The organism is Micromonospora sp. URMC 106 (assembly GCF_051386395.1).
Taxonomy (GTDB): domain Bacteria; phylum Actinomycetota; class Actinomycetes; order Mycobacteriales; family Micromonosporaceae; genus Micromonospora.
This window is the reverse complement of the sequence record NZ_JBPQTP010000001.1, coordinates 118,653-141,488: the sequence shown is the minus strand read 5'-3', so window position 1 is coordinate 141,488 and position 22,836 is coordinate 118,653. Positions and strand designations below refer to the sequence as shown.

Annotated in this window: 21 protein-coding genes; 12 read left to right on the top strand and 9 right to left on the bottom strand. The window is 74.5% G+C overall.

Annotation, left to right across the window (positions count from 1 at the left end):
• Positions 1 to 239: 239 nt before the first annotated feature.
• From rpsN to rpmB, 3 genes are read right to left on the bottom strand one after another with little or no spacing between them, the layout of a single operon-like run.
• The gene (gene rpsN / locus ACSNOB_RS00530) at positions 240 to 545 is read right to left on the bottom strand and encodes a 30S ribosomal protein S14 (RefSeq protein ID WP_436684470.1); all 306 of its coding nucleotides are present in this window, start codon (positions 543 to 545) and stop codon (positions 240 to 242) included.
• Positions 545 to 712 carry a 50S ribosomal protein L33 gene (gene rpmG, locus ACSNOB_RS00525; protein WP_436684468.1) on the bottom strand — a complete coding sequence of 56 codons (168 nt, stop codon included), beginning with the start codon at positions 710 to 712 and terminating at the stop codon, positions 545 to 547. The genes rpsN and rpmG overlap by 1 nt, the downstream gene beginning before the upstream one ends.
• Positions 712 to 948: a 50S ribosomal protein L28 gene (gene rpmB / locus ACSNOB_RS00520; RefSeq protein ID WP_436684467.1), complete on the bottom strand. Its 237-nt coding sequence runs from the start codon at positions 946 to 948 to the stop codon at positions 712 to 714. The genes rpmG and rpmB overlap by 1 nt, the downstream gene beginning before the upstream one ends.
• Before the next feature lie 188 nt (positions 949 to 1,136).
• Here rpmB and ACSNOB_RS00515 point away from each other — a divergent pair, with 188 nt between their 5' ends.
• Positions 1,137 to 2,438 carry a CobW family GTP-binding protein gene (locus ACSNOB_RS00515; RefSeq protein WP_436684466.1) on the top strand — a complete coding sequence of 434 codons (1,302 nt, stop codon included), beginning with the start codon at positions 1,137 to 1,139 and terminating at the stop codon, positions 2,436 to 2,438.
• 23 nt (positions 2,439 to 2,461) lie between these two features.
• Here ACSNOB_RS00515 and ACSNOB_RS00510 read toward each other — a convergent pair whose 3' ends face one another.
• Positions 2,462 to 5,536, bottom strand: a complete 3,075-nt coding sequence (locus ACSNOB_RS00510) for a BTAD domain-containing putative transcriptional regulator (RefSeq protein ID WP_436684465.1) — start codon at positions 5,534 to 5,536, stop codon at positions 2,462 to 2,464.
• A 447-nt stretch (positions 5,537 to 5,983) separates the two neighbouring features.
• Positions 5,984 to 6,427, bottom strand: coding sequence for an STAS domain-containing protein (locus ACSNOB_RS00505; protein WP_436684464.1), 444 nt, complete (start codon positions 6,425 to 6,427; stop codon positions 5,984 to 5,986).
• 179 nt (positions 6,428 to 6,606) lie between these two features.
• On the opposite strand from ACSNOB_RS00505, the gene ACSNOB_RS00500 reads away from it, so the two are divergent.
• The 9 genes from ACSNOB_RS00500 to ACSNOB_RS00460 all read left to right on the top strand — a co-directional run bounded on the left by ACSNOB_RS00500 (position 6,607) and on the right by ACSNOB_RS00460 (position 16,953).
• Positions 6,607 to 7,359, top strand: coding sequence for a GAF and ANTAR domain-containing protein (locus ACSNOB_RS00500; RefSeq protein WP_436684463.1), 753 nt, complete (start codon positions 6,607 to 6,609; stop codon positions 7,357 to 7,359).
• A 620-nt stretch (positions 7,360 to 7,979) separates the two neighbouring features.
• On the top strand, positions 7,980 to 8,927 hold the full coding sequence (gene bla, locus ACSNOB_RS00495) for a class A beta-lactamase (protein ID WP_436684462.1): 948 nt from the start codon (positions 7,980 to 7,982) through the stop codon (positions 8,925 to 8,927).
• A 102-nt stretch (positions 8,928 to 9,029) separates the two neighbouring features.
• Positions 9,030 to 9,629 carry a TetR/AcrR family transcriptional regulator gene (locus ACSNOB_RS00490; RefSeq protein ID WP_436684461.1) on the top strand — a complete coding sequence of 200 codons (600 nt, stop codon included), beginning with the start codon at positions 9,030 to 9,032 and terminating at the stop codon, positions 9,627 to 9,629.
• Positions 9,626 to 11,254 carry an isovaleryl-CoA dehydrogenase gene (locus ACSNOB_RS00485; protein ID WP_436684460.1) on the top strand — a complete coding sequence of 543 codons (1,629 nt, stop codon included), beginning with the start codon at positions 9,626 to 9,628 and terminating at the stop codon, positions 11,252 to 11,254. Before ACSNOB_RS00490 ends, ACSNOB_RS00485 begins: the two co-directional genes overlap by 4 nt.
• Positions 11,255 to 11,477: 223 nt before the next feature.
• Positions 11,478 to 11,900, top strand: a complete 423-nt coding sequence (locus ACSNOB_RS00480; RefSeq protein ID WP_436684459.1) for an acyl-CoA thioesterase — start codon at positions 11,478 to 11,480, stop codon at positions 11,898 to 11,900.
• Positions 11,901 to 11,997: 97 nt separating this feature from the next.
• Positions 11,998 to 13,275 (top strand): MFS transporter, encoded by a 1,278-nt coding sequence (locus tag ACSNOB_RS00475; RefSeq protein ID WP_436684458.1) that lies wholly within the window; start codon positions 11,998 to 12,000, stop codon positions 13,273 to 13,275.
• Between the two features lie 232 nt (positions 13,276 to 13,507).
• Positions 13,508 to 14,263 carry an alpha/beta fold hydrolase gene (locus tag ACSNOB_RS00470; protein ID WP_436684457.1) on the top strand — a complete coding sequence of 252 codons (756 nt, stop codon included), beginning with the start codon at positions 13,508 to 13,510 and terminating at the stop codon, positions 14,261 to 14,263.
• On the top strand, positions 14,260 to 15,579 hold the full coding sequence (locus ACSNOB_RS00465) for a cytochrome P450 (RefSeq protein WP_436684455.1): 1,320 nt from the start codon (positions 14,260 to 14,262) through the stop codon (positions 15,577 to 15,579). Before ACSNOB_RS00470 ends, ACSNOB_RS00465 begins: the two co-directional genes overlap by 4 nt.
• An 84-nt stretch (positions 15,580 to 15,663) precedes the next feature.
• A complete protein-coding gene (locus ACSNOB_RS00460) occupies positions 15,664 to 16,953 on the top strand; it encodes a carbohydrate-binding protein (protein ID WP_436684454.1) in 1,290 nt (429 codons plus the stop codon).
• Between the two features lie 61 nt (positions 16,954 to 17,014).
• On the opposite strand, the gene ACSNOB_RS00455 is transcribed toward ACSNOB_RS00460, so the two are convergent.
• Complete coding sequence (locus ACSNOB_RS00455) at positions 17,015 to 18,103, bottom strand: hypothetical protein (RefSeq protein WP_436684453.1); 1,089 nt, start codon at positions 18,101 to 18,103, stop codon at positions 17,015 to 17,017.
• A gap of 66 nt (positions 18,104 to 18,169) precedes the next feature.
• Entirely contained in the window at positions 18,170 to 18,760 is a 591-nt protein-coding gene (locus tag ACSNOB_RS00450; RefSeq protein ID WP_436684452.1) for an RDD family protein, read from the bottom strand.
• A 315-nt stretch (positions 18,761 to 19,075) separates the two neighbouring features.
• Between ACSNOB_RS00450 and ACSNOB_RS00445 the strand changes: the two genes are divergently transcribed.
• Together ACSNOB_RS00445 and ACSNOB_RS00440 are read left to right on the top strand one after the other, a co-directional pair.
• Positions 19,076 to 20,248 (top strand): sensor histidine kinase, encoded by a 1,173-nt coding sequence (locus tag ACSNOB_RS00445; RefSeq protein ID WP_436684451.1) that lies wholly within the window; start codon positions 19,076 to 19,078, stop codon positions 20,246 to 20,248.
• On the top strand, positions 20,245 to 20,907 hold the full coding sequence (locus ACSNOB_RS00440; RefSeq protein WP_436684450.1) for a response regulator: 663 nt from the start codon (positions 20,245 to 20,247) through the stop codon (positions 20,905 to 20,907). Before ACSNOB_RS00445 ends, ACSNOB_RS00440 begins: the two co-directional genes overlap by 4 nt.
• Positions 20,908 to 21,070: 163 nt before the next feature.
• Here the strand turns inward: ACSNOB_RS00440 and ACSNOB_RS00435 are convergent, their stop codons facing one another.
• On the bottom strand, positions 21,071 to 21,493 hold the full coding sequence (locus ACSNOB_RS00435; protein ID WP_436684449.1) for a DUF6223 family protein: 423 nt from the start codon (positions 21,491 to 21,493) through the stop codon (positions 21,071 to 21,073).
• Positions 21,494 to 21,658: 165 nt separating this feature from the next.
• Positions 21,659 to 22,681, bottom strand: a complete 1,023-nt coding sequence (locus tag ACSNOB_RS00430) for an ATP-binding protein (protein WP_436684448.1) — start codon at positions 22,679 to 22,681, stop codon at positions 21,659 to 21,661.
• Positions 22,682 to 22,836: the final 155 nt, after the last annotated feature.

Here is a 22,836-nt window from a genome sequence, read left to right as displayed (position 1 = left end):
GACGCATCCCGGTCGCACGGCTGCGTCGCCCGCTCGGTGAGCCGGCGACGCAGCCGTCGACGCCGCCCGTTCCGGCGCGTACCGCCCCGGTCGTGGACGCTCACAACGGCCGACAGCGAGCGCCGTCGGCGGCCGATGGTCAGCTCTGCGTACGTGCGACGGGACCCGGCGCGTGCCGGCGATCCGGACGGCGCCTCAGGTGCGGGTCCCGAGCGGGACCCGCCCGGGGCGGGGTCGGGTCACCAGGACGCCTTGCGGACGCCCGGCAGCTCGCCGCGCAGGGCCAACTCGCGAAACCGCAGCCGGGACAGGCCGAAACGGGCCAGTACGCCCCGCGGCCGCCCGTCGATGACGTCCCGGTTGCGCAGGCGGACGCGGCTGCCGTCCCGTGGCAGCCGGGCGAGTTGCCGGACGGCGTCGTCGCGGACGGCGGGACGGGTGTCGGGATGGGCGATGACGCGCTTCAGGTCAGCGCGGCGGTCGGCGTGCCGGGCGACGAGTTCCTCGCGGCGCGCCTGCCGGTTGCCGAGGCTGGTGCGCGCCATCAGCGTTCCTCGCGGAAGTCGACGTGCCGACGCACCAGCGGGTCGTACCTGCGCAGCACCAGCCGGTCGGGGTCGTTGCGGCGGTTCTTGCGGGTGACGTACGTGTAGCCGGTGCCGGCGGTGCTGCGGAGCTTGACCACCGGCCGGAGGCCGGTCCGCCGGGCCATCAGAGCTTCACCCCCCGACCGCGCAGACGCGCGACGACCTTCTCGATGCCGTCGCGGTCGACGGTCTTGAGCGCCCTGGCCGTGAGCGTCAGCCTGACCCACCGCCGCTGTGAGGGCAGCCAGTAGCGGTGGCTCTGCAGGTTGGGGTTCCACCGGCGGCGGGTGCGCCGGTGGGAGTGGGACACGGCGTTGCCGAAGCCGGGCATCGCGCCGGTGACGTCACATCGTCTGGACACAGGGACTCCTCACTCACCACGACCGAAGCCGCAACGATAATCGTTTCCATTATCCACACGAGCCGTCGGCCGGTCGGCGCGCGGGGCGCTCGACGATCGGCGCCCCCGGCGAGGACCTACCCCCGCGACCCCCCGCCGACGATCTGCCTAGAATGACAATCGTTTTCAGAAGAGTGGAGAGGACCGTCATGTCGACGTCATCCCTCGCGCCGGCCGACGCCGGCGCCTCGGCAGCCGACACCCGCCCGTCGCTGACCGTGCTGAGCGGCTTCTGGCCGGCCGCGACGTACGCGGTCGCCCGGGCCCTGCTCGCCGCGGACCCGTCGCTGGTGCTGGTCCGGCACGACCTCACCGACGTCCACCACGGCACCGTCCATCGCGTGGTGCGCACCGGCGAGGGAATCTTGGAAGACGAACGGGTGGCGCTGGCGCACGGCTGCGTCTCCTGCACGCTGCGCGAGGACGTGCTGCCCACCCTCGCCCGGCTCGCACGCGCCCACCCCGACCGGGGCCTGCTGCTGATGCTGCCCGAGGTCGTCGAGCCCGAGGCGGTCGCGGCCGCCTGCGCACACTGCCCGGTCGACGGGGCGGCGATCACCGACCTGCTGCGGATCGACTCCTACGTCACCGTCGTCGCCATCGAGCACCTGCTCGACGGCCTGGCCAGCACCGACGACCTGAGGAGCCTCGGCATCCACGCCGCCGAGAACGACGACCGGGCGCTCGCCGACGTCGTGGTGCGGCAGATCGAGTACGCCGACACGTTGGTCCTGTGGGGAGAGTCCCGGGAGGGGGCGTACGACACCAGTCGTCTCGCGCTGCTGCTGGCGCGGATGGCGCCGTGGGCGGCACAGGTCCGCGTGCACGACGACGTCGTCGATGCCGGGGCGCTCAGCCGACAACTGCGCGACACGCGGCGCCACCGCCCGGAGACGCCCGCCGTGCTGGCCCGTGGCCTGGAGGGGCACATCCTCGGCGTACACGAGCCGCAGCCCGACTGCGGGGTGGTCTCCGCGGTCTTCCGCGCGCGCCGACCCTTCCACCCCGCGCGGCTGCACGACACGCTCGAAGACGTCGGCACCGACGTGCTCCGCTCCCGCGGTCACCTCTGGCTCGCCAGCCAGCCCGAGACCGTCGTCGCCTGGGACTTCGCCGGCGGCGGCCTCCGCCTCGGGTCACTCGGCCGCTGGCTGGTCACCCTCCCCCACACCCACTGGGACGACGCTTCCACCCACCGGCAGCTCGCCGCCGCCCTCGACTGGGACCCCTACTACGGGGACCGGCACCAGCACCTGGTCTTCATCGGTCTCGACCTCGACCCGGTCGAGCTGCACCGCGCGCTCAGCGCCTGCCTGCTCACCGACGCCGAACTCGCCGACGGCGAGGACGTCTGGCGGAGCTACGACGACCCGTTCGCCGGCTGCTTCCCGCTCGACGCCCTCGCCCCCGACGACGGCGCCACCGCGACCGGAGGGGGCGCTCCCGCATAGGGCGGGCGGATCGTGCCCCGTGTTCAGCTCGCCGGCGCCAGCGGCTCGTCGACCAGCACGTCACGGGCCTGGCGGGCCAGCAGGAGGTGCTCGGAGCGCCGGGCGAGCTGCTCGCCGAGGCGCGCGTGCCGCTCCGCCTCCGCGTGCCGCCCGGCCGCCCGGTGCGCCGACACCAGGCCGATGTGGGCGCAGACCTCCGCGCGGCGGTAGCCGATCTCCCGGCTCAGCCGCAGCGCCCGGTGCAGGAGGGCGACGGCGGGCGCCGGCCCGTGCAGACCGAGCGCGATCGCCGCGTGGGTGGTGAGCGACTCGGCCTCCACCCGACGCCGGCCGATGGCGCGGGCCGTGGCCAGGGACTCCTCGGCGAGGCGCAGCGCCTTGGCATGGTAGCCGAGATCGGCGTAGGCGGCGGCCAGCTGGTCGAGGTCGGTGGCGGCGCCGTAACGGTTGCCCGTGCGTCGCCGGATCGCCACGGCGCGCGTCAGGTGGACCACGGCCAGTGCCGGGCGGCCCAGCGCGCGCAGGGCGACCGCGAGGTTGTGCAGCACGGTGGCGATGTCGTCGTGCGGCTGCGCGGCCGGATCCAGCGAGGTGTACCCGTCCAGCGCCGCCCGCTGCGCGCGTACCGCCTCCACGACCTGGTCGAGTTCGAGCTGGACCACCCCGAGGTTGCCCAGGCAGCTCCATTCGGCGTGCCGGTTGCCCAGCTCCCGGTAGCGGGCCAGGGCCCGCGCGTAGCAGGCGCCGGCCTCGGTCAGGTTGCCCTGTTCGCGATGCACGATGCCGAGATTGTTCAGGATGGACGCCTGCCCGGCCCGGTTGCCCAGGCGTAGCTGGATCTCCAGCGCCGCGCTGAACCGCCGCTCGGCGTCGGGATAGTCGGCGCGGCTGGCGGCGAGCGTCGCCAGGCTGAGTTCCATCGCCGCGATGCCCTGGTCGTCGCCGTGCCGGCGGGCCTGGTCGAGGCCCAGCTCGGCCACGTCCCGCCACTCGGCGTGCGCACCGATCTCCTGCAGGTGCCCGCGCATCCGGTCGGCCAGGTGCCAGACGAGCTGCGGCGGGCCGTGCCGGGCGGCGTGACGGATCGCCGTCGTCAGGTTGCGGTGCTCGGCGTGGAACCACTGGGCGGGCTCGACCGGCTGCGGGGCGCCGGCCACCGGGGTCAGCCCCGGTGGCGGGGGCAGGAACGTCATCCGGGGATGGCCGCGGCGGGCCAGGGCGTCGGCGGTGGCCAGGTAGGAGTGGAGCAGCCGACTGACGGCGGCGGCCCGCTCGCCGGCGGCGTCCTCGGCCCGGGACAGCTCGGCCGCGTACAGGCGGGTCAGGTCGTGCATGACGAAGCGGTCGCCGAGACTCGGGCGCACCAGGTGGTAGGCGGTCAGCGTGCGCAGCAGCGCGTCGGCCTCGGACCAGCCGACGCCCGCCAGCGCGGCCAGGTCGGTGGCGGTGAAGCAGTCCGCCGGCGACGACGCCAGCAGCCGCAGCGCCCGCTGCTCCCGTGCGTCCAGTCGCTGGTAGGACGGCTCGATCGCGGCGCGCATCGTCACCCGTGGGTCGCCGGGGACGGAGAGGCCGGCGAGCCGGTCGCCGTCGCGCAGCCGTCGCAGATAGTCCCGCGGGTCGGCCTCGCCGGCGGTCGCCAGGTTGGCCGCCGCGATCCGCAGCGCCAGGGGGAGGTATCCGCAGAGCGCGGCGAGGTCGGCGACGGCGTCCGGCGCGATGGTGATCGCGTGTTGGCGCAGGACGGCGGTGAGCAGGTCGGCGGCCTCGTCCGGGTCGAGGGGGCCGAGGTTGACCGCCCGCCCCCCGTGCAGGGCCACCAGGCCGCCGAGCGTACGGCGGCTGGTCACGATCACCGCGCAGCTCGCCGAGCCGGGCAGCAGCGGGGTGACCTGCTCGGCCGTGCCGGCGTCGTCGAGGACGAGGAGGACCCGGCGTTCGGCCAGGGCGGCGCGCAGGGCCGCGGCCCGCGCATCGGTCGTGCCGGGCTGCGCGGCGCCGCGAATGCCGGCGTAGGTGAGCAGTTCGGCCAGGATGTCGTCGGGCCGGGCCGGATCCGCCTGCTGTCCGCGCAGGCGGACGAACCACTGGCCGTCGGGGAACAGCTCGCACAACTGGTGGCCGACGTGGACGGCCAGCGCGGACTTGCCCACGCCCGGGGGGCCCGAGACGGCCACCAGCGGCAGGCGCCCCTCGGCGGCGGCGGTGGCGATCGCCTGCCGGACGGACAGCACCGTGTCGGCCCGGCCGTACAGGCTTCCCGGGTCGGCCGGGAGCTGGAACATCGGGTTCGCCGGCGGCGCGGGGGCGGCCGGGGCGACGGTGGCGGTGGACGCCGGGGGTTGCCAGCGCAGCGCCGGGTCGGACCGGAGCATCGTGGTGTGCAGCTCCCGCAGGGCCGGGGACGGGTCCAGCCCCAGCTCGGTGGCGAGGATCGAGGCGACCTCCTGGTAGGCGTCCAGCGCCTCGGCCTGGCGGTCGCTGCGGTAGAGGGCCAGCATCAGCTGTGCCCAGAACCTCTCGCGCAGCGGGCTGCGCCGGGTCGCCTGGCGTAGCCCGGCGATGATCTCGATGTGGTGGCCGAGGGCGAGTTCGGCGTCGAAGTACGCCTCGCTCGCGCGGAACCACCGCTCGGTCAGCGCCGGCACGTCCTCGCGGTGCAGCACCTCGGAGACCACGTCCGCCAGCGGGTCGCCGCGCCACAGCGTCAGCGCCCGGTGCAGCAGCCGGGCGCGGTCCCCCGGGTCGTCGGTCGCGTTCGCCGCCGCCAGCAGCCCGTCGAACCGGGCGAGGTCGAGGCTGTCCGGCGGCAGGTCGATGCGGTAGCCGTTGGCGCCGGTGGCGATGAGCTCGGCGCCGCCGGCGGCGCCGTCGAGCGTGGCGCGCAGCCGCCGGACCAGCGAGTGCAGGGACGCCTTGGCGTGCGTGGGCACCTCGCCGCCCCAGACCCGGTCGACCAGGACGGACACGCTCACCGGCTCGCCCTGGTTGAGCAGCAGCGTCGCCAGCAGGGCGCGCTGCCGGTTGGCAGGCACTCGCACCACCTGGTCGTCGCGGCTGACGCGCAGCGCGCCGAGCACGGCGAAGTCCCACTCCACGACAGCCCCCAGCGTCGCGTCGGTCGGTCAGGAACCCTGACCGAGGGCGACCGTAACACGACGGTCCGACAACCCCGCCGCCGTGACGACCCGGCCGGGATCTCGTCGCCGTCCGCCGGAAGACCGGCCATTCCGGACACGACGGGTACGCGGTGCGGCTCGAACCGGGTGAGCTGGACCTCGACCGCTTCCACGAGCAGGTGCGGCGGCGCGGACGCCTCTCGCCTCCGCAGGTTTGGGTTTGATCGAGTCCGGGGTATGGCGTCCGCATCGGCAGGGTGTTCGACATGACCCCGGTTGGCCCACCCCGCCGCCGCATTCGACGCCGGCACCCGGCGGTTGGCCGGGCGGCGGGTGGCCGCGGGTCGACGGACGGTTGCCGGCGCACGAGCAGGACCGGCCGGACCAGCCCGGCGTACGACACTCGGAAGCGGAAGGGAAGGCAGGTCACTCGGTGATGAATTCGTCCCTGAGGCCGACGATGTCGAGGACCGCGACGGTGATCCGGGACGGCTGGCGCAGCAGCAGCGCGCAGCCGTTCGCGGCGACCCGCTGGCGCACCGTCAGCAGCGCGGTGACGCCCGCGGCGCAGAAGAAGCTCACCTCGCTCAGGTCGAGCACCAGCACCGGGGGTGGCTGGCCGGCCATCACCGTGTCCACGATGTCGACGAGCAGGCCGACGGTTGCCATGTCGAGTGCTCCCCGGACTTCCACGACCGCCTCCGCGCCGTGCCTGGCGACCGCGAGGGACAGGATCGGCTGGCGGGTGGTCTCCGGCGCGGCCGGGTGGGGCGCCTGATGGACGGACATGAGCTGCTCCTCGGCGAGGATGTCGGGACCGGGTTCGCGCTCACTCCCCCTGTCGGCGGACGGCACGGGTCCCGGGCTCATGTCCGAACCCACCTCGACCTTAGCCGCGTCCCGCCGGATCCGCACCCTGCCCAGCCGGCCGCGGCGGCTCGCCGGCGGCGAGAATGCCTGGCGGGTGGCTCAACCGGGGAGCATCCCGGGGGGTGGTGCCGGCTCCGGTGGAGCCGAGCGGGCACACGGTTGTTGAGGAGGTAGCGGTGGTGTCCGAGGCTGCTGACTCGTACCTGGCCTCGGCGTACGGCCGGCTGTTGACCCTGCTTGCCGATTCGACCGACGTCGACGCGTTCCTCGACCAGGTCGTCCGGGTCGCGACGGAGGTCATCACCCCGGCCGTGGCCTGCGGACTGACGATGCGCCGGGACGGCGGTGTCTTCACGGTCGCCAGCAGCGACGACCTCGCCGCCCGCGCCGACGAGATCCAGTACAGCGCCGACGAGGGCCCGTGTCTCGCCGCCCTGCGCGGTGGCCAGGTCGTCGAGGTCGTCGACCTCCGCGAGGACGAACGCTGGCGCCGCTACCGGGAACACGCGCTCCGGCTCGGCGTCCTCGGCTCGCTGTCGCTGCCGATGACGGTCGGCGGCGAGACCGTCGGCGCCCTGAACCTCTACGCCGCCCGCCCCGCCGCCTTCACCGAGACGGCGCGCCGGCACGCCGTGGCGTTCGCCAGCCAGGGGGCGGCGGCGCTGGCCGTCATCCTCCGCCAGGCCGACCAGGCCCTCCTGCATCAGCAGCTCACCGACGCCATGGCCTCTCGCAGCGTCATCGACCAGGCCCTCGGGGTGCTGATGGGCCAGCAGCGGTGCACCGCCACGGAGGCCTTCGCCCTGCTTCGGCAGGCGTCGCAGCACCGCAACCGCAAGCTGCGTGACGTGGCCGCGGAGATCATCACCCAGGTCACCGGCGAGTCCCCGCAGCCGGCCCCCGGCTTCGTGGTGCCGCGCCCGCACTCCTGACCGGGCGGTGGCCGGCCGGCGCCCCGGTGAGGGCCGCCACCGCCGACCGGTCGCCGCCCGCCGGGGGCCAGCAGGTCGATCGTCCGGCCGACCGGGCCGTCGCGGGGAGGTGGTCCACCCGCGTGATTTGCGAACCGGCGGGACGGGACCGTCGGACGCGATCCTTCCCCCGGTGCGACAGTCGCCCCGCGCGGGCGCAGCCCGAATTGCCGCGTAGGCAACTTCCAGCTACGGCTTGGCCTGCGCCGCGACATGGCGCACGCTGGGCAGAGGTGCCTCGCCGGCGCCCGGGTTCCGGCGTGACCGAGGCCGGGGCGGTTGGGAACGCAGCCGCCCCGGCCGCCCGCCACCCGGTGAGGGACGTGCTCCGGCACGGGTGGCGGGGAGGTGCGGCCCTGATCCACCGCGACGGCGCTGCAACCGCCGTGGGTCGACCGCGCGTGTAACCCAACGATGGAAGATCTTGCGCGGCCGTCCGGGCCAGCGCCAGGGGCCGGTGGCCACCGTCGCGGTGGTGGCCGCCAGCGGGGCGCTGGCTGCCCCTCGCCCGAGTCACCCGACCGACCGCAACGAACCTCAGGGCTCGCTCGCATCCGCGCGCCCCGCGACCTGGAGTGCCCATGACCCGTGACGCATCGTCGCCACCGACCCTCACCCGCCGCGCCCTGCTGGGGGTGGCGGCGGCCCTGCCGTTGGCCGGATGCGCGAAGGACGGGCGGCCCGCCGCCGCCCCATCCACCGCCGCCGTATCCGCGTCCTCCTCCCCCACCGCCGCCGCGGACGTCCGCCACGAGCGCCTGCTCGACCTGGAACGGAAGTTCGGCGCACGCCTCGGCGTGTACGCCCTCGCCACCGGCACCGGCGCGACCATCGCCCACCGGGCGGACGAACGGTTCGCGTTCTGTTCGACGTTCAAGGGGCTGGCGGCAGCGGCGGTGCTGCACCGCAACCCGCTGTCGCACCTGGACACGGTCGTCAGGTACGCCGAAAGCGAGCTGATGAAGAGCTCCGCCATCACCCGCGAGCACGTGGCCACGGGAATGACGATCCGTCAACTGTGCGACGCCGCGGTCCGCTACAGCGACGGCACGGCCGGCAACCTCCTGCTCCGCGACCTCGGTGGGCCGGCCGAACTGACGGCGTACGCCCGCCGCCTCGGCGACGCGGTCACGCGGATGGACCGCACCGAGCCGGAGATCGTGACAGCCATCCCGGGGGACCCGCGCGACACCACCTCCCCCCGGGCCATCGGCACCGACTACCAGAAGATCGTGCTGGGCGACGCCCTGCCGCCCGACAAGCGCGCCTTCCTGCGCGGCCTGCTGGAGCGCAACGCCACCGGCGCGGGCGCCCGGCGCATCCGGGCGGGCGTGCCGAAGGGTTGGACCGTGGCGGACAAGACCGGGACCGGCGACTACGGCACCGTCAACGACATCGCCGTCGTCTGGCCCCCGCAGGCCGCGCCCCTCGTCATCTCGATCATGTCCAGCAAGGCGACCAGGGACGCCGAGTACGACCAGGCTCTCCTCGCCGAGGCGGCCGCCCACGTCGTGGCGGCGCTCACCTGACCCGCACCGGGGGCGGGACGAAGGCTCCCGTCCGCCGTCCGCACCGTGACCGCGAGGAAGCACATCTTGTGGCCAAGGTTTGAATGGTGATTCAATCCTTGCGTGGTCTACCGGAGCACCGAGCGGGTCAGGGCTCGGCTGAACGCGTCACGGGAGCGGATCATCGCCGCCGCGCTGGAGATCATGGCCGCAAGCGGGTACGCCGGCTGCTCCGTCGCCGCCGTCGCCGAACGAGCCGGCGTGGCGACCGGCACCGTCTACCGGCACTTCCCCGCCAAGGCCGACCTGTTCGCCGAGGTGTTCCGCACGGCCTCGCGGCGTGAGGTGGACGCGGTCGCGCGCGCCGCCGCACGGGAGAGCACCGCCGCCGAGCAGGTGTCCGCCGTCGTCGAGACGTTCTCCGGTCGGGCGCTGAAGTCCCCGCGGTTGGCGTACGCCCTGCTCGCCGAGCCGGTCGACCCGGCGGTCGACGCCGAGCGGCTCGTCTTCCGCCGCGCGTACGCCGAGTTGATCGCCGGCTACGTCGCGGCGGGCGTGGCCAGCGGCGAGCTGCCCCCGCAGGATCCGGAGCTGACCGCGACCGCGCTGGTCGGCGCCCTCGCGGAGGCCATGGTCGGCCCGCTGGCCGCCGGGGTCGCCGGGCCGGGCACCATCCCCAGCCTGATCACGTTCATCCACCGCGCAATTGGAGTATCGCCGTGACGACGCACGAGGTCCTCAACCAGGTTCCCCCGCTGGTCGGCTACGACGCGGCGGACGACCCGGCACTGCTCGACGGGCTCGAGCGGGAGGGCGCCGGCTGGGCCGCCGCCGAGCTGCACGAGCTCGGCCGGATCGGCGGCGCCGCGGAGGCGATCGAGCAGGGGCGGCTGGCGAACGAGCACCCGCCGGTCCTGCGCACCCACGACCGCTACGGCCACCGCATCGACGAGGTGGAGTTCCACCCGGCCTGGCACGAGCTGATGCGCACCGCGGTCACGCACGGGCTGCACGCCGCGCCGTGGGCGGACGACCGTCCCGGCGCACACGTGGCGCGGGCGGCCAAGTTCTACACCTGGCGCCCCGACGCCGGGCACGGCTGCCCGATCTCGATGACCTACGCGGCGGTGCCGGCGCTGCGGCACGACCCGGAGTTGGCCGCGCGGTACGAGCCCCTGCTCACCGCCACGACGTACGACTTCGGGCTGCGTCCGCCGCTGGCCAAGCAGGGGCTGCTGGCCGGCATGTCGATGACGGAGAAGCAGGGCGGCTCGGACGTACGCGCCAACGCCACCACCGCCCGCCCCGAGCCGGACGGCACCTACCGGCTCCTCGGGCACAAGTGGTTCACGTCGGCGCCGATGTGCGACATCTTCCTCACCCTCGCCCAGGCGCCGGGCGGACTCACCTGTTTCCTCGTCCCGCGTGTCCTGCCCGACGGCACGCGCAACCCGATGCGGCTGATGCGCCTGAAGGACAAGCTCGGCAACCGGTCCAACGCCTCGGCGGAGGTCGAGTACGAACACGCGGTGGCCTGGCGGGTCGGGGACGAGGGCCGTGGCGTGCGCACCATCATCGACATGGTCAACCTCACCCGCCTCGACTGCGTCGTCGGCGCGGCGGCCGGGATGCGCCAGGGCGTGCTCACCGCCACCCACCACGCCACCCACCGGCAGGCGTTCGGCCGGTACCTCGTCGACCAGCCGCTGATGCGCAACGTGCTCGCCGACCTCGCCGTCGAATCCGAGGCCGCCACCGTCCTCATGATGCGGCTCGCCGGCGCGACCGACCGCTCCGCGCGCGGTGACGTCGGCGAGACCGCCTTCAAACGGCTCGCCCTCGCCGTCGGCAAGTACTGGGTGTGCAAGCGCTGGCCGGGGCACGCCGCGGAGGCCCTCGAATGCCTGGGCGGCAACGGCTACGTCGAGGAGTCCGGGATGCCGCGGCTGTTCCGGGAGTCCCCGCTGAACTCGATCTGGGAGGGCTCCGGCAACGTCGCCGCGCTGGACGTGCTGCGCGCTCTCGCCAGGGAGCCGCAGGTCATGGAGGCGTTCCGGGCCGAGGTGACCGCCGCGGCCGGCGCCGACGCGCGGCTCGACGCCGCGGTACGCCAGGTGCGGGCCGAACTGGCCGACCACGAGGACCTCGAACTGCGGGCCCGGCGCGTCGTCGAACGGCTCGCGCTGGTCCTGCAGGGCTCGCTGTTGGTGCGACACGGCCACCCCGCCGTCGCCGACGCCTTCTGCGCCTCCCGGCTCACGGGCGACCACGGTCAGGCGTACGGCACGCTGCCGACCGGTGTCGACTTCGCCGCCATCATCTCCCGCGCCGCGCCCAAGGTGGCCTGAGCGCGCACCCGGGCGGGGCGGCTCGGCGCGGGCCGGGCGTCGGTGCGCCGACCGGCTGCCGACCTGCTCGCGTCGCGCTGACGGCCCGGTCGGGCGGGCTCACCAGCTCCCGGTCGTCGGCCGGTCCGGCCCGCGTCCGCACGCACGCCCACCACCCGGTCGTGCGCGGCGGGTGCGGCGCCGGTCGGCCGGGCCACCGACCGCCGCCGCTAGGCTCGGGCCCATGGGAGATCCGTTCCGGGTGCGCATCACCGTCCGCGGCTACGAGCTCGATACCCAGGGCCACCTGAACCAGGCCGTCTACCTGCAGTACGGCGAGCACGCCCGGTGGGAGTGCCTGCGCGCGGCCGGCATCTCGCAGGACCGGCTCCTCGCCGCCGGAGTGGGGCCCGTCGCCCTGGAGGTCACCCTGAGATACCTGCGGGAGTTGCGCGGTGGGGACGAGGTGGACGTGTCCTGCGAGTTCCGCTGGAGCGAGGGCAAGACCTTCCGGATCGAGCAGGGCTACACCCGCGCGGACGGCACCCCGGTCGCGACGCTGACCGGGGTGGGCGGCCTGCTCGACCTGTCCGCCCGACGGCTGGTGCCCGACCCGCGGGAGCGGTTCCGTGACCTCGCGACCGACCCGGGTCCGATGAGCCTCTGAGGCACGGCCCGGACCGGCGGCGGTCGGCAGGCGCCTCGCGGGACCGACGGGCCGGGCTACGCCGGCCGGCGCACGGCGTTTCGTTACCCTCGCCCGTGTGAGCGAACGCGCCGGTCCGGCCCACCCTCCCCTGTGGCGCGATCGCGACTTCGGCGCGTACTGGGCGGCGCAGTCGCTCTCCGCCACCGGCGACTCGTTCGCCTACATCGCGGTGCCGCTGCTCGTGCTGCACGCGACCGGGTCGGTCGCCCAGATGGGGCTGCTCACGGCCGTGGCCGGCGCCGCGTCGGTCGGCGCCGGGGTCTTCGGCGGCGTCCTGGTCGACCGGTACGACAGGCGCACCCTGATGATCGCCGCCGACCTGGCCCGGCTGGTGCTCTACGGCCTCATCCCCCTGGCGTGGCTCGGTGGCCCGCAGATCTGGCTGCTCTTCGTCGTCCTGCCGATCTGCGAGGCGGTCGGCATGGTGTTCCAGGTCGCCGCGGTGACCGCGGTGCGCAACCTCGTCGACCGGGACCGGATCACCGAGGCCAACGGGCGCCTGCAGGCCACCTTCGCGGCGGCGGCCGTGGGCGGGCCACTGCTCGCCGGCGTGGTGTCGGCCCGATTCGGCCCCACGGCGGCCATCGCCATCAACGCGGCCAGTTTCGCGCTGTCGGCCGCCGGCCTCTGGCTGGTCCGGCTCCGGCGGCCCACCGAGGGCGAAGGGACCGGCGGCGGCCCGGGACGGGCGACGCGGCTGGCCGAGTTCCTGGCCGGCGCGCGGTTCCTCTGGCGTCAGCCCGTGCTCCGCTCGCTGACCGTCCTGCTGTCGATCTTCATCTTCCTGACGTACGGCCTCACCGACGTGCTGATCTATCACGTCAAGCACGACCTCGGCGGCTCCGACCGCACCATCGGCACGGTGCTCGGCCTGGCGGCGCTGGGCACGATCGCCGGCGCGCTGCTGGTGGCGCCGTTGCGCCGCCGGCGTGGCTTCGGCGTCACCTGGATCGGCGCGGTCTCGATGTCCGGTCTCGCCATCGCCGGCATCGGCGTCGTCGGCACCGTGCCCGGTGTCACCGTGCTGACCGCCGTGTACCTGTGCGGCGTCAGCGTGGGCGGGATCTGCTCGATGTCGCTACGCCAGGAGATCACGCCCGACCACCTGCTCGGCCGGGTCACGTCGGCCTTCTGGAGCACGCACTACGCCCTCGGGCCCGCCGGCGCCGCGGTGCTGACCTGGGCCGCCGGCCGGTACGGCGTCACCGCGGTCACCCTCGCCGCCGGCGCGGGATGCCTCCTGGTCGCGCTCGGCGCGCTGTTCACGCCGATCCGCCATGCCGGGTCGGAGCCCGTCGTCCACCGGTCGGAGCCGGAGCGGGCCACCACCTGAGGTGACGCCGGACGCGCGCCCGACGGGGGCCGGCGCCACGACCCGGAGAGCCGGCGCGTCCCGTTGCTAGCGGACCCGGGCCGACCTCCTCACCATCCTGGCGGGGAAGCCCGGCTCTTCCGTTCGGTCCGCGCGCCGACTACGGTCGCGGGCAGACCGCCAGCGTCCACCGAGTCGGCCCCGCACGGTCGTCCACGTCGGACGCGGTGTCCCGACGGAGAGGGGTCGCCGCATGACGATCAGCCACATCAGCGTCGGTCACGGGCCGCGCAGGGTGCTGGCCCTGCACGGCTGGTTCGGGTCGGCGCAGGGTTGGGGATGGCTGCCCGAACTGATCGACACCGAGCGTTTCACCTGGGCGTTCCTGGACTACCGCGGGTACGGCGCGCGCGCAGGCGTCGCGGGCGACCACAGCATCGCCGAGATCTCCCGCGACGCCCTGGACCTCGCCGACTCCCTCGGCTGGGACGCGTTCTCGGTGGTCGGGCACTCCATGGGCGGCAGCGCCGCCCAGCGGGTGCTCGCCGACGCGCCCGGCCGGGTGGAACGCCTCGTCGGCATCAGCCCGGTCCCGGCCGGCGGGGTGCCCTTCGACCTGCAGAGCTGGGCGCTCTTCGACGGCGCGGCCGCCAACCCCGACAACCGGCGCGCCATCATCGACCTCACCACCGGCAACCGGCTGTCCGGCCGATGGCTGGACGAGATGGTGCGGTTCTCCCTCGACCACTGCACCCGGGAGGCGTTCGGGGCGTACCTCACCGCCTGGGCGCGTACCGACTTCACCGACGACGTGAAGGGCAACCCGGTGCCGGCGCTCGCCGTCGTGGGCGAGCACGACCCGGCGCTGGGCGCCGACACCATGCGGGAGACCTGGATGCGCCACTACCCGAACGCCCGGCTCGAGGTGCTGGCCAACGCGGGGCACTACGCGATGTACGAGACGCCGGTGCGACTGGTCACGGTGCTGGAGGAGTTCCTCGGGCAGTGAGTGCCGATCCGGCGCCCCTCGTCGATCCCCGCACCTACGTCGGCGGTGTCCCGTACGATCTGCTCGCCACGCTACGCGCGGCCGACCCGGTCGTGTGGGTCGACGAGCCACCGCTGCTCGGGCTGCCCGGCGGACCGGGCTTCTGGCTGGTGCTGCGGCACGCCGACGTGACGGACGTGCTCAAGCGGCCACGGCTCTTCTCGTCCTGGCTCGGCGCCACCCAGATCCGCGACCCGGCCACCCCGGAGGACCTGGGTTACGTGCGGCGGATGATGCTCAACATGGACCCGCCGGAGCACGGCCGGCTGCGCCGGCCCGTCGCCCGCTCGTTCACCCCCCGCGCGGTCGCCACGCTGGAGGCGTCGATCCGCGCGAACGCGGCGGCGCTCGTGGAACGCGCGCTCGGCGACGCGGACGAGGGCACCTGCGACTTCGCCCGCGACCTCGCCGCCGACCTGCCGCTGCTCACCCTCGCGGACGTACTCGGGGTGCCGGAGCCCGACCGCTGGCTGCTCTACGACTGGTCGAACCGGGTGATCGGCTTCCAGGATCCGGACTACGCCGTCTCCGCCGCGTTCGACGCGCGGGCCGGTACCGCCGCGGCCCGCGAGGCGCTACGCCACCGGCCCGCCCCGGACGCCGACGGCCGGATGCCGGATCCGCGCACCCGGGCCGGCATGGCCGACCTTTACGCGTACGCGCACCTGTTGGCCGAGTCGAAGCGCCGCAGCCCGGGGCAGGACGTGATGTCCATCCTGCTGGCCCGGCACGGCGACGAGCGGCTCTCGGTGGAAGAGTTCGAGAACATGTTCTGGCTGTTCGCCGTGGCCGGCAACGAGACGATCCGCAACGGGCTGCCCGGCGCGATGATCGCCCTGCTGGAGCACCCGGCGGAGTTGGCACGACTGCGCCGGGAGCCGGCCCTGTTCGACACCGCCGTCGACGAACTGCTGCGCTGGTGGACGCCGGTGATGGTGTTCCGGCGCACCGCCACGACGGACACCGCGATCGCCGGCGTGCCGGTGCGGGCCGGGGACAAGGTGGTGGTCTCGTTCGCGTCGGCCAACCGCGACGAACGCGTCTTCGCCGACCCCGACCGGCTCGACCTCACCCGTCACCCGAACCCGCACCTCGTCTTCGGCCACGGACCGCACTTCTGTCTCGGCGCCCACCTGGCCCGGTGCCAGCTACGCGCGCTGTTCGAGGTGCTGCTCGCGCGCACCGCGAGCGTCGACTACGCGGGCGCGCCCGCGTACCTGCGCTCGAACTTCCAGCGCGGCGTCAAGCGCCTGCCGATCCACTGGCGGCGCCGCTGATCGGCCCGCCGCGCTCCTGCACCGCCACCTTACTTTAAACAAACTTTATTGATAGCCTCCCGTTCATCGACGAGGAGGAATGCCATGGGACTTCGACGCACGATGCCCGCCCTGCTGGCCGGCGCGACACTGGTCGCCGCCGTCGCGGCACTGCCCAGGGTGGACGGCTTCGCGGCGACGGCGAGCGGCCCGACCACCACGCTGGCCGCCTGCACGGCGCCGGCCTGGGCGGAGGGCACCGCCTACGCCGCCGGCAGCCGGGTCACCTACGCCGGCCGGTCGTACCAGGCGCTGGTGGCACACACTCCGCCGCCCGGCGCCGGCTGGAACCCGGCCGCCGCCCCCTCGCTCTGGACCGACCTCGGCGCGTGTGACGGCACCCCGTCGCCCACCGGGACGTCCGGTCCACCCGGTCCGGAGACGTGCGCCGGCAAGCCGAAGCCCGGCGGCAAGGTGCTCCAGGGCTACTGGGAGAACTGGGACGGCGCGGCGAACGGCGTCCACCCGCCGCTGGGCTGGATCCCGATCACCGACCCACGGATCCCCGCCCACGGTTACAACGTGATCAACGCGGCGTTCCCGGTGATCCGCGCCGACGGCACCGCGTTGTGGGAGGACGGCATGGACAGCACGGTCAAGGTGCCGACCCCCGCCGAGATGTGTCGGGCCAAGGCGGCCGGGCTGACCATCCTGATGTCGATCGGCGGCGCCACCGCGGGGATCGACCTGAGCTCGGCCGCGGTCGCCGACCGGTTCGTCGCGACCATCGTGCCGATCCTCAAGCGGTACAACTTCGACGGCATCGACATCGACATCGAGACCGGGCTCACCGGCAGCGGGAACATCGCCCAGCTCTCCACGTCGCAGGCGAACCTGATCCGCATCATCGACGGGGTGCTCGCGCAGATGCCCCCGACCTTCGGCCTGACCATGGCGCCGGAGACCGCGTACGTCACCGGCGGCAGCATCACCTACGGGTCGATCTGGGGCGCGTACCTGCCGATCATCAAGCGGTACGCCGACAACGGCCGGCTCTGGTGGCTGAACATGCAGTACTACAACGGCAGCATGTACGGCTGCTCCGGCGACTCCTACCCGGCCGGCACGGTGCAGGGCTTCACCGCCCAGACCGACTGCCTCAACGCCGGGCTGGTCATCCAGGGCACCACCATCCGCGTCCCGTACGACAAGCAGGTCCCCGGCCTGCCGGCGCAGCCCGGCGCCGGGGGCGGCCACCTGGCCCCGGCGGCGGTGGCCCAGGCGTGGAACACCTACCAGGGCGGCCTGAAGGGCCTGATGACCTGGTCGCTGAACTGGGACGGGTCGAAGGGCTGGACGTTCGGCGACAACGTCAGGGCCCTCCAGGGCCGCTGACACGGCCGCCGGGCACCGGGCGGGTCCGGCATCCGCCGACGCCGGGCCGGAGCCGCGACAATCAGCGCGGCCCGGCCCGGCGCGATCGCCTCACCACCACCAGCCCCAGGACGACCAGGCCCAGCCCGAGCGCTCCGGCCGCCACGACGGCGGCGACGACCGCGGCCCCGAGGCCGTCGGACCGGTCGCCGCCGGCGCCGGCGGCGGCGGGCTCGGGTGTGGCCCGCGGCGCGGTCGACGGGACGGCCGCGCCGAGGGGGTAGCGGAGGATGCCGGGTCTCGTGCCGGGTGGCTGGTCGGCCGTCTCGGAGAGGGTGAGCAGGGACCGCCCGTCGGGGCTGTAGGTGATCGACTCGCCCTGCGGCTCGTCGGGCAACGCGGTGACCCGCGGGGTCCCGCTGGTCAGCGCGGCGATCAGATCGCGGTCGACGACGTCGAACTCGAACGCGTCGGCGTAGGTGCGCAGCACCACCCTGCGCCCGTCCGGGGCGGTGGCGGCGCCGGTGACCGCCGTCCGGCCGAGCGCCCCGAACGGGTTGCTCGTCGTGGAGGCCGGCAGCCGGACCTGCCCCACCCTCGCCAGCGGCACCGTCGCGCCGGGTCGCGGGGCGGCGTTCGGGGCGTACAGGCCGGCCGAGTACTTGGTGACGATCACCGGCCGGCCGTCGGCGGTCAGGAGCAGGGCCTCGGCGTCGTGCGGGCCGTCCGGGTACGCCATGCGGTACAGCACCGGCCGGTCGGTTCCCGGCGGGAGCTTCCACACCGCGACGGTCTGCCGGGAGCGGTCGTTGTCGCCGGTGTCCGCCACCCAGATCGTGCCGTCCGCGCCGACGGCGAGATCCTCGGTGTCCCGCGGTCGCGACGGATACCGCACCGTACGCACGACGGCGCACCCGGAGTCCAGGAAGAAGATCTGGCGACGGGCCGCGTCGTCCGCGCCGTCGTTGACCACGACGTACCCGTCGTTCGTGGCGGCCATCCCGGAGATCTCGGTCAGCCGACCGTCGCGTACCTCGCACACCGGCGCTCCCCGAACGGGGGCGGGCGACGGGGCCGCCCAGGCCCCGCCCGGCAGCGCCATGACGGCGAGGATGACGGCCGCTCCCGCCGCCGTCCGCGGCTTGCGCGTGGTTGCCTTGCTTCGTCGCATCGCCAGCAATCCTGTCATTGCCGGTCCGCCCCCGCCCGACAGGCCGGGCCGACGCGCGGCGCGGGATCAGCGAGCGGGACGAAGCTGTTCCGCGACGGCCGTCGCGTCGGGAACGGGTGCCCGGCCCCGGGCGAGACCGGACCGGAGGTCGACGGCGGTGAACCTGCTCTCGAAGGTGTCACCGCCGCCGCCGCTGAAGATCGCGGCGAAGCTCAGCACCAGGTAGAGGGGCGCGAACGACCACCAGAAGGCCCGCCGGCCGCCCCGCCAGGCACCGACGCGCGCGCCGTCGGAGATCCTGACGGAACGCATGCCGGCGGCGGCGTCCCCGAGGCTGCCGATCGAGCCCCAGACCATCCCGTACGCGAAGACCACCACGAACCAGATCGCGGCCATGACGGCGACGTACACGCCGGTGTCGGCGAGCATGGCCATGGACAACCGGCCGAGCGCGAGGTCCTGGTTGGCCGCGTCGACCGCGCCCATCAGGGCCCCGGCCACCACCAGCACCGCGAGCGCGTCCAGCGTCCGGCCCCAGAAGTGCGGCCAGCCGGCCTTGCGGACGTAGTAGGCCCCGGTGCCCGGGTGCCGGCGTACCGGCAGGCCGGTCGCGGCGTCGATCAACCCGGTCGTGGATGGTGCGGTGGAGCGGCTCATGCTGCCCTTCCGATCGCTTCGGCTGTGCGGGTCGAGGGAACGGCCGTCGGGAGAGCGGCTGGACCGCCGGGAGTACGGCGACCACCGGCCGGGCCGGCCGCGTCCTGGACGACCGCGCCGCCCGACCGCGGCGGCGGGCCCAGACGGTACACGCCCGGCGCCTGCCGGCGGCACAACCGGGGCGGATGCCCTGGTCAACAGCGACCCACCGCCCCGAGCAGTACGAGCGGTGCGTCTGCCGCCGCGCACGCTCCACATGGTCGGCCCCCGGACGGCCGGCCCCTCCCGCCCAGTCGTCGAGGTTAGGCTTCGCGCATGTCGAGGTGGCGATGGCACGGCCCGGCGGCGAACACGGCCCTGGTGCTCGTGGTCGGTCTGGTGGCCCTCCTCGGCCTGGTGGTGCAGTCGCGCGGCATCGACACCGCCGCTGAGTGGGGGGCGCTGCTGGCCGTGCTGGCGTCCGCCGGCGCGCTGTACCTCCGCCGCCGCCACCCGGTAGCGGTGGGCGTGGTGGCGCTGGCCGCCGTCGGCGCGTACGGAGCGTTGCTGCACCGGCCCGGCCCGATCATGCTGGTGTTCGTCGTGGCGCTCTACACCGTCGTCGACGAGGGGCACCTCCCGGTCGCCATCGGGCTCGGGCTCGCCTCGGTGGTCGCCTTCGCCGTCGCGGACAGCTACAACAGGACGGCCGACAGCGTGAACGGGGCGACGCTGCTGCACGCCGGTTGGACCGTCGCGGTCATCGTCGGCGTGACCCGCAACCGCCGGGCCTACCTCGCGGAGGCGCAGGCCCGGGCGCTCGCCGCCGAGCAGCGGACGGAGGAGGAGGCCCGGCGCCGGGCCACCGAGGAGCGGCTGCGCATCGCCCGCGAGCTGCACGACGTGCTCGGCCACCACCTCTCGCTGATCAACGTCCAGGCCAGCGCCGCGCTGCACCGCCCGGACCCCGACCGGTCGACGCAGGCGCTCACCGCGATCAAGCAGACGAGCAGGGAGACGCTGAGCGAGTTGCGCACGACGCTCGGGATCCTGCGGCGGGAGGGCGAGGCGCCGATCGCGCCCACACCCGGCCTGAGCCGCCTCTACGAGCTGGTCACGACGGCCGGGCGGTCCGGGTTGGAGGTCCGCACCGAGCTGACCGAGACCCGGCCGCTGCCGCCGGAGGTCGACCTGGCGGCGTACCGCATCGTGCAGGAGGCGCTCACCAACGTGACCCGGCACGCCGGTGCGACCGCCGCGGTGATCCGGGTCCGGCCCGACCGCGACGGGGTGCTGGTGGAGGTCGAGGACGACGGCGCGGGCGCGGCGGGTACGCCCGGTAACGGGATCCTCGGCATGGGCGAGCGGGCCCGGGCGCTGGGTGGCTCGCTGACCACGGGTCCCGGCCCGGACGGCGGCTTCCGGGTGCGCGCCCGCCTCCCGCTGCGGCCCGGCCCGGTGCCGGTGGGAGCGCCGGCGCCGCGATCGGAGCCGGAGGGCGCGGCGTGATCCGGGTGCTGCTCGCCGACGACCAGACCCTGGTGCGCGCCGGATTCCGGTCCATCCTGGAGGGTGAGGACGGCATCGAGGTGGTCGGCGAGGCCGCCGACGGCGCCGAGGCGGTGCGGCTCGCCCGGCAGCTGCGGCCGGACGTCGTCCTCATGGACATCCGGATGCCCGGGCTGGACGGCCTGGCCGCCACCCGGGACATCGCCGCGAACTCCGACGTCCGCGTGATCATCCTGACCACGTTCGACCTGGACGACTACGTCTACGGCGCGCTGCGGGCCGGCGCGAGCGGCTTCCTGGTCAAGGACACCGAGCCGGCGGAGCTGATCCACGGGGTGCGGGTGGTGGCGCGCGGCGACGCGCTCATCGCGCCGTCGATCACCCGCCGGCTGGTCTCCGAGTTCACCGCCCGGGTCGCGCATCCGGACCCGGGGCCGCGGCTGAGCGCGCTCACCGAGCGGGAGCGTGAGGTGATGGCGCTGGTCGCCGCCGGCCTGTCCAACGACGAGATCGCGGCGCGGCTGGTGCTGAGCCCGGCCACCGCGAAGACGCACGTCAGCCGGATCATGACCAAGACCCGGGTCCGGGACCGGGCCCAGTTGGTGATCCTCGCGTACGAGTCCGGCCTGACCGTTCCCGGCTGGCTCGCCCGCTCCTGACAGCAGCCGCTGGGGGCGGTAGGCCCCGCCGGGGCGCCACATCCGCGGTGGGCCGCCGCCGGGGCGCCACAGCCGCGGGCACGGCGGGTGTCGGCCCGTCTCCGGCCCCGACGGCTGGTGGACGGCCAGCCGGCGGCATCCGGCTGACCCGCCCGCGGCCGGGTCAGCCGGTGCGGCGGGAGCGGGCCAGAGCCAGCCCGCCGAGGACCATGCCGATCAGCCCCAACATCCCGGCCACGACGCCGCCACCCAGCCCGTTGCCGGTGCCGAGACCACCGTCGGCGGTGGCCACGACGAGCCCACCGACGACCACGCCGATGAGCCCCAGCACCAGGGCCACGACGGCCCCGCGTCGCCCGTTGCCGGCGCCGATACGGCCGGCGGAGCGAGCCAGCGCCAGCCCACCGAGGACCAGGCCGACCAGCGCCAGCACGGCGGCCACGGTGGCTCCGATCCGCCCGGGGCCCATGGAGTACGCGCTGGCGGCGGCCGGCTGGGTCGAGGCGTGCGCGGCCGCCGGTGCGGCGAGCCCGAACCCGCCGAGCAGCGCGGCTGCGGCGGCGGCGAGCACGTGACGGATGGTCATCGAGGATCCCTTCTTCGCATGACGAGTACCGCCGGCAGCGTATGTACGGGCGTGGTCGCCGGTCGTCATGCCGGAGTTGCCGATGGGCCTACCACCCGGGTGGTACGCGCCCGGGGCGTCGTACCACCCGGGTTGTCTCCCCCGCTCTCCGTTGTGGTTCAGGGGCTATGGCAACCAACTGGTTGCGTCAACCCGGGCGGGCGGGGTGCCCCCGGACGGTGCGGGGATCGGTGCGCCGAGCGCCTGGGGCCCCATCCGGAACTCGGGATCGATCTGCGTGGTCAGGTCGACGCCGGCGCGTTCGTTGGCCCAGGCGACGGCGTTGCGCCGGTGGAACTCGTGGGCCCACCGGGTGAAGGCCGCCCAGTCCTGGGCGGTGCCGTCGACGGTGTCGGCCACCCGGCCGAGCACGGCACGGTTGGCGGCCTCCAGCTCGTCCAGCGGCCCGACCGTGCCGCGTTCGGCGCGGCGGACGTAGGCGGAGCGGCTCACCCAGGTCAGCAGGTCGGCGCCGACGTGCTCGCGCAGGAACTCGACGTCCGCGGCGTCCTCGACCTTGTTGCCGATCACCGACAGGGCCACGCCGTAGTCGCGGGCGTAGCCGGCGTACTGGCGGTAGACGCCGACGCTGCGCACGGTCGGCTCGCAGACCAGGAAGGTGCGGTCGAAGCGGGTGAACAACCCCGAGGCGAAGGAGTCGGCGCCGGCGGTCATGTCCACCACCACGTACTCGCCGGGCCCGTCGAGCATGTGGTTGAGCAGCAACTCGACGGCGCCGACCTTCGAGTGGTAGCAGGCCACGCCGAGATCCTCGGCGGTGAACTCGCCGGTCACCGCCAGTCGCACCCCGCCGACCGCGCGGACGCACACCGCGTAGATCGGGTTGTCCTCCCCCACTCGCAGCAGGCGGGAGCCGGATCCCGGCGGGGTCGTCTTCACCATCTCGGCGGCGGAGCGGATGCGGGGGTTGTCGCCGCGAAGGTACTCCTTGATGGCGCCCAGGTGCTCGCCCAGCGGTGTCATCGCCGTGGCGACGTGGGCCGGCCCGCCGAGGGCCACCGCGAGGTGCTGGTTGATGTCCGCGTCGATGGCCAGCACGGGCCGGCCCTCGGCCTCGAGGTGGCGGGCGTACAGCGCGGCGAGCGTGGTCTTTCCGCTGCCGCCCTTGCCGACGAACGCGACCTTCATCGCCCCCGCCCCCGGCAGACGCTAACGAGAACCGTTTCCATGAGCGACATGGTAGCGGCTCACGCCGGCGCGGACGGCCGACTCGCCGAGCCCGACGCGATCACGGCGGCGCGGGCGATACCGGCGATGCGGCCGACACCGGCGATGCGGCCGAC

Excerpts from the sequence above, each read along its gene's own strand:
- rpsN (WP_436684470.1), bottom strand. The coding sequence starts at position 545 with ATGGCGCGCACCAGCCTCGGCAACCGGCAGGCGCGCCGCGAGGAACTC.
- rpmG (WP_436684468.1), bottom strand. The coding sequence starts at position 712 with ATGGCCCGGCGGACCGGCCTCCGGCCGGTGGTCAAGCTCCGCAGCACC.
- ACSNOB_RS00515 (WP_436684466.1), top strand. The coding sequence starts at position 1,137 with ATGTCGACGTCATCCCTCGCGCCGGCCGACGCCGGCGCCTCGGCAGCC.
- ACSNOB_RS00505 (WP_436684464.1), bottom strand. The coding sequence starts at position 6,427 with ATGAGCCCGGGACCCGTGCCGTCCGCCGACAGGGGGAGTGAGCGCGAA.
- bla (WP_436684462.1), top strand. The coding sequence starts at position 7,980 with ATGACCCGTGACGCATCGTCGCCACCGACCCTCACCCGCCGCGCCCTG.
- ACSNOB_RS00480 (WP_436684459.1), top strand. The coding sequence starts at position 11,478 with ATGGGAGATCCGTTCCGGGTGCGCATCACCGTCCGCGGCTACGAGCTC.
- ACSNOB_RS00470 (WP_436684457.1), top strand. The coding sequence starts at position 13,508 with ATGACGATCAGCCACATCAGCGTCGGTCACGGGCCGCGCAGGGTGCTG.
- ACSNOB_RS00460 (WP_436684454.1), top strand. The coding sequence starts at position 15,664 with ATGGGACTTCGACGCACGATGCCCGCCCTGCTGGCCGGCGCGACACTG.
- ACSNOB_RS00455 (WP_436684453.1), bottom strand. The coding sequence starts at position 18,103 with ATGCGACGAAGCAAGGCAACCACGCGCAAGCCGCGGACGGCGGCGGGA.
- ACSNOB_RS00450 (WP_436684452.1), bottom strand. The coding sequence starts at position 18,760 with ATGAGCCGCTCCACCGCACCATCCACGACCGGGTTGATCGACGCCGCG.
- ACSNOB_RS00445 (WP_436684451.1), top strand. The coding sequence starts at position 19,076 with ATGTCGAGGTGGCGATGGCACGGCCCGGCGGCGAACACGGCCCTGGTG.
- ACSNOB_RS00435 (WP_436684449.1), bottom strand. The coding sequence starts at position 21,493 with ATGACCATCCGTCACGTGCTCGCCGCCGCCGCAGCCGCGCTGCTCGGC.
- ACSNOB_RS00430 (WP_436684448.1), bottom strand. The coding sequence starts at position 22,681 with ATGAAGGTCGCGTTCGTCGGCAAGGGCGGCAGCGGAAAGACCACGCTC.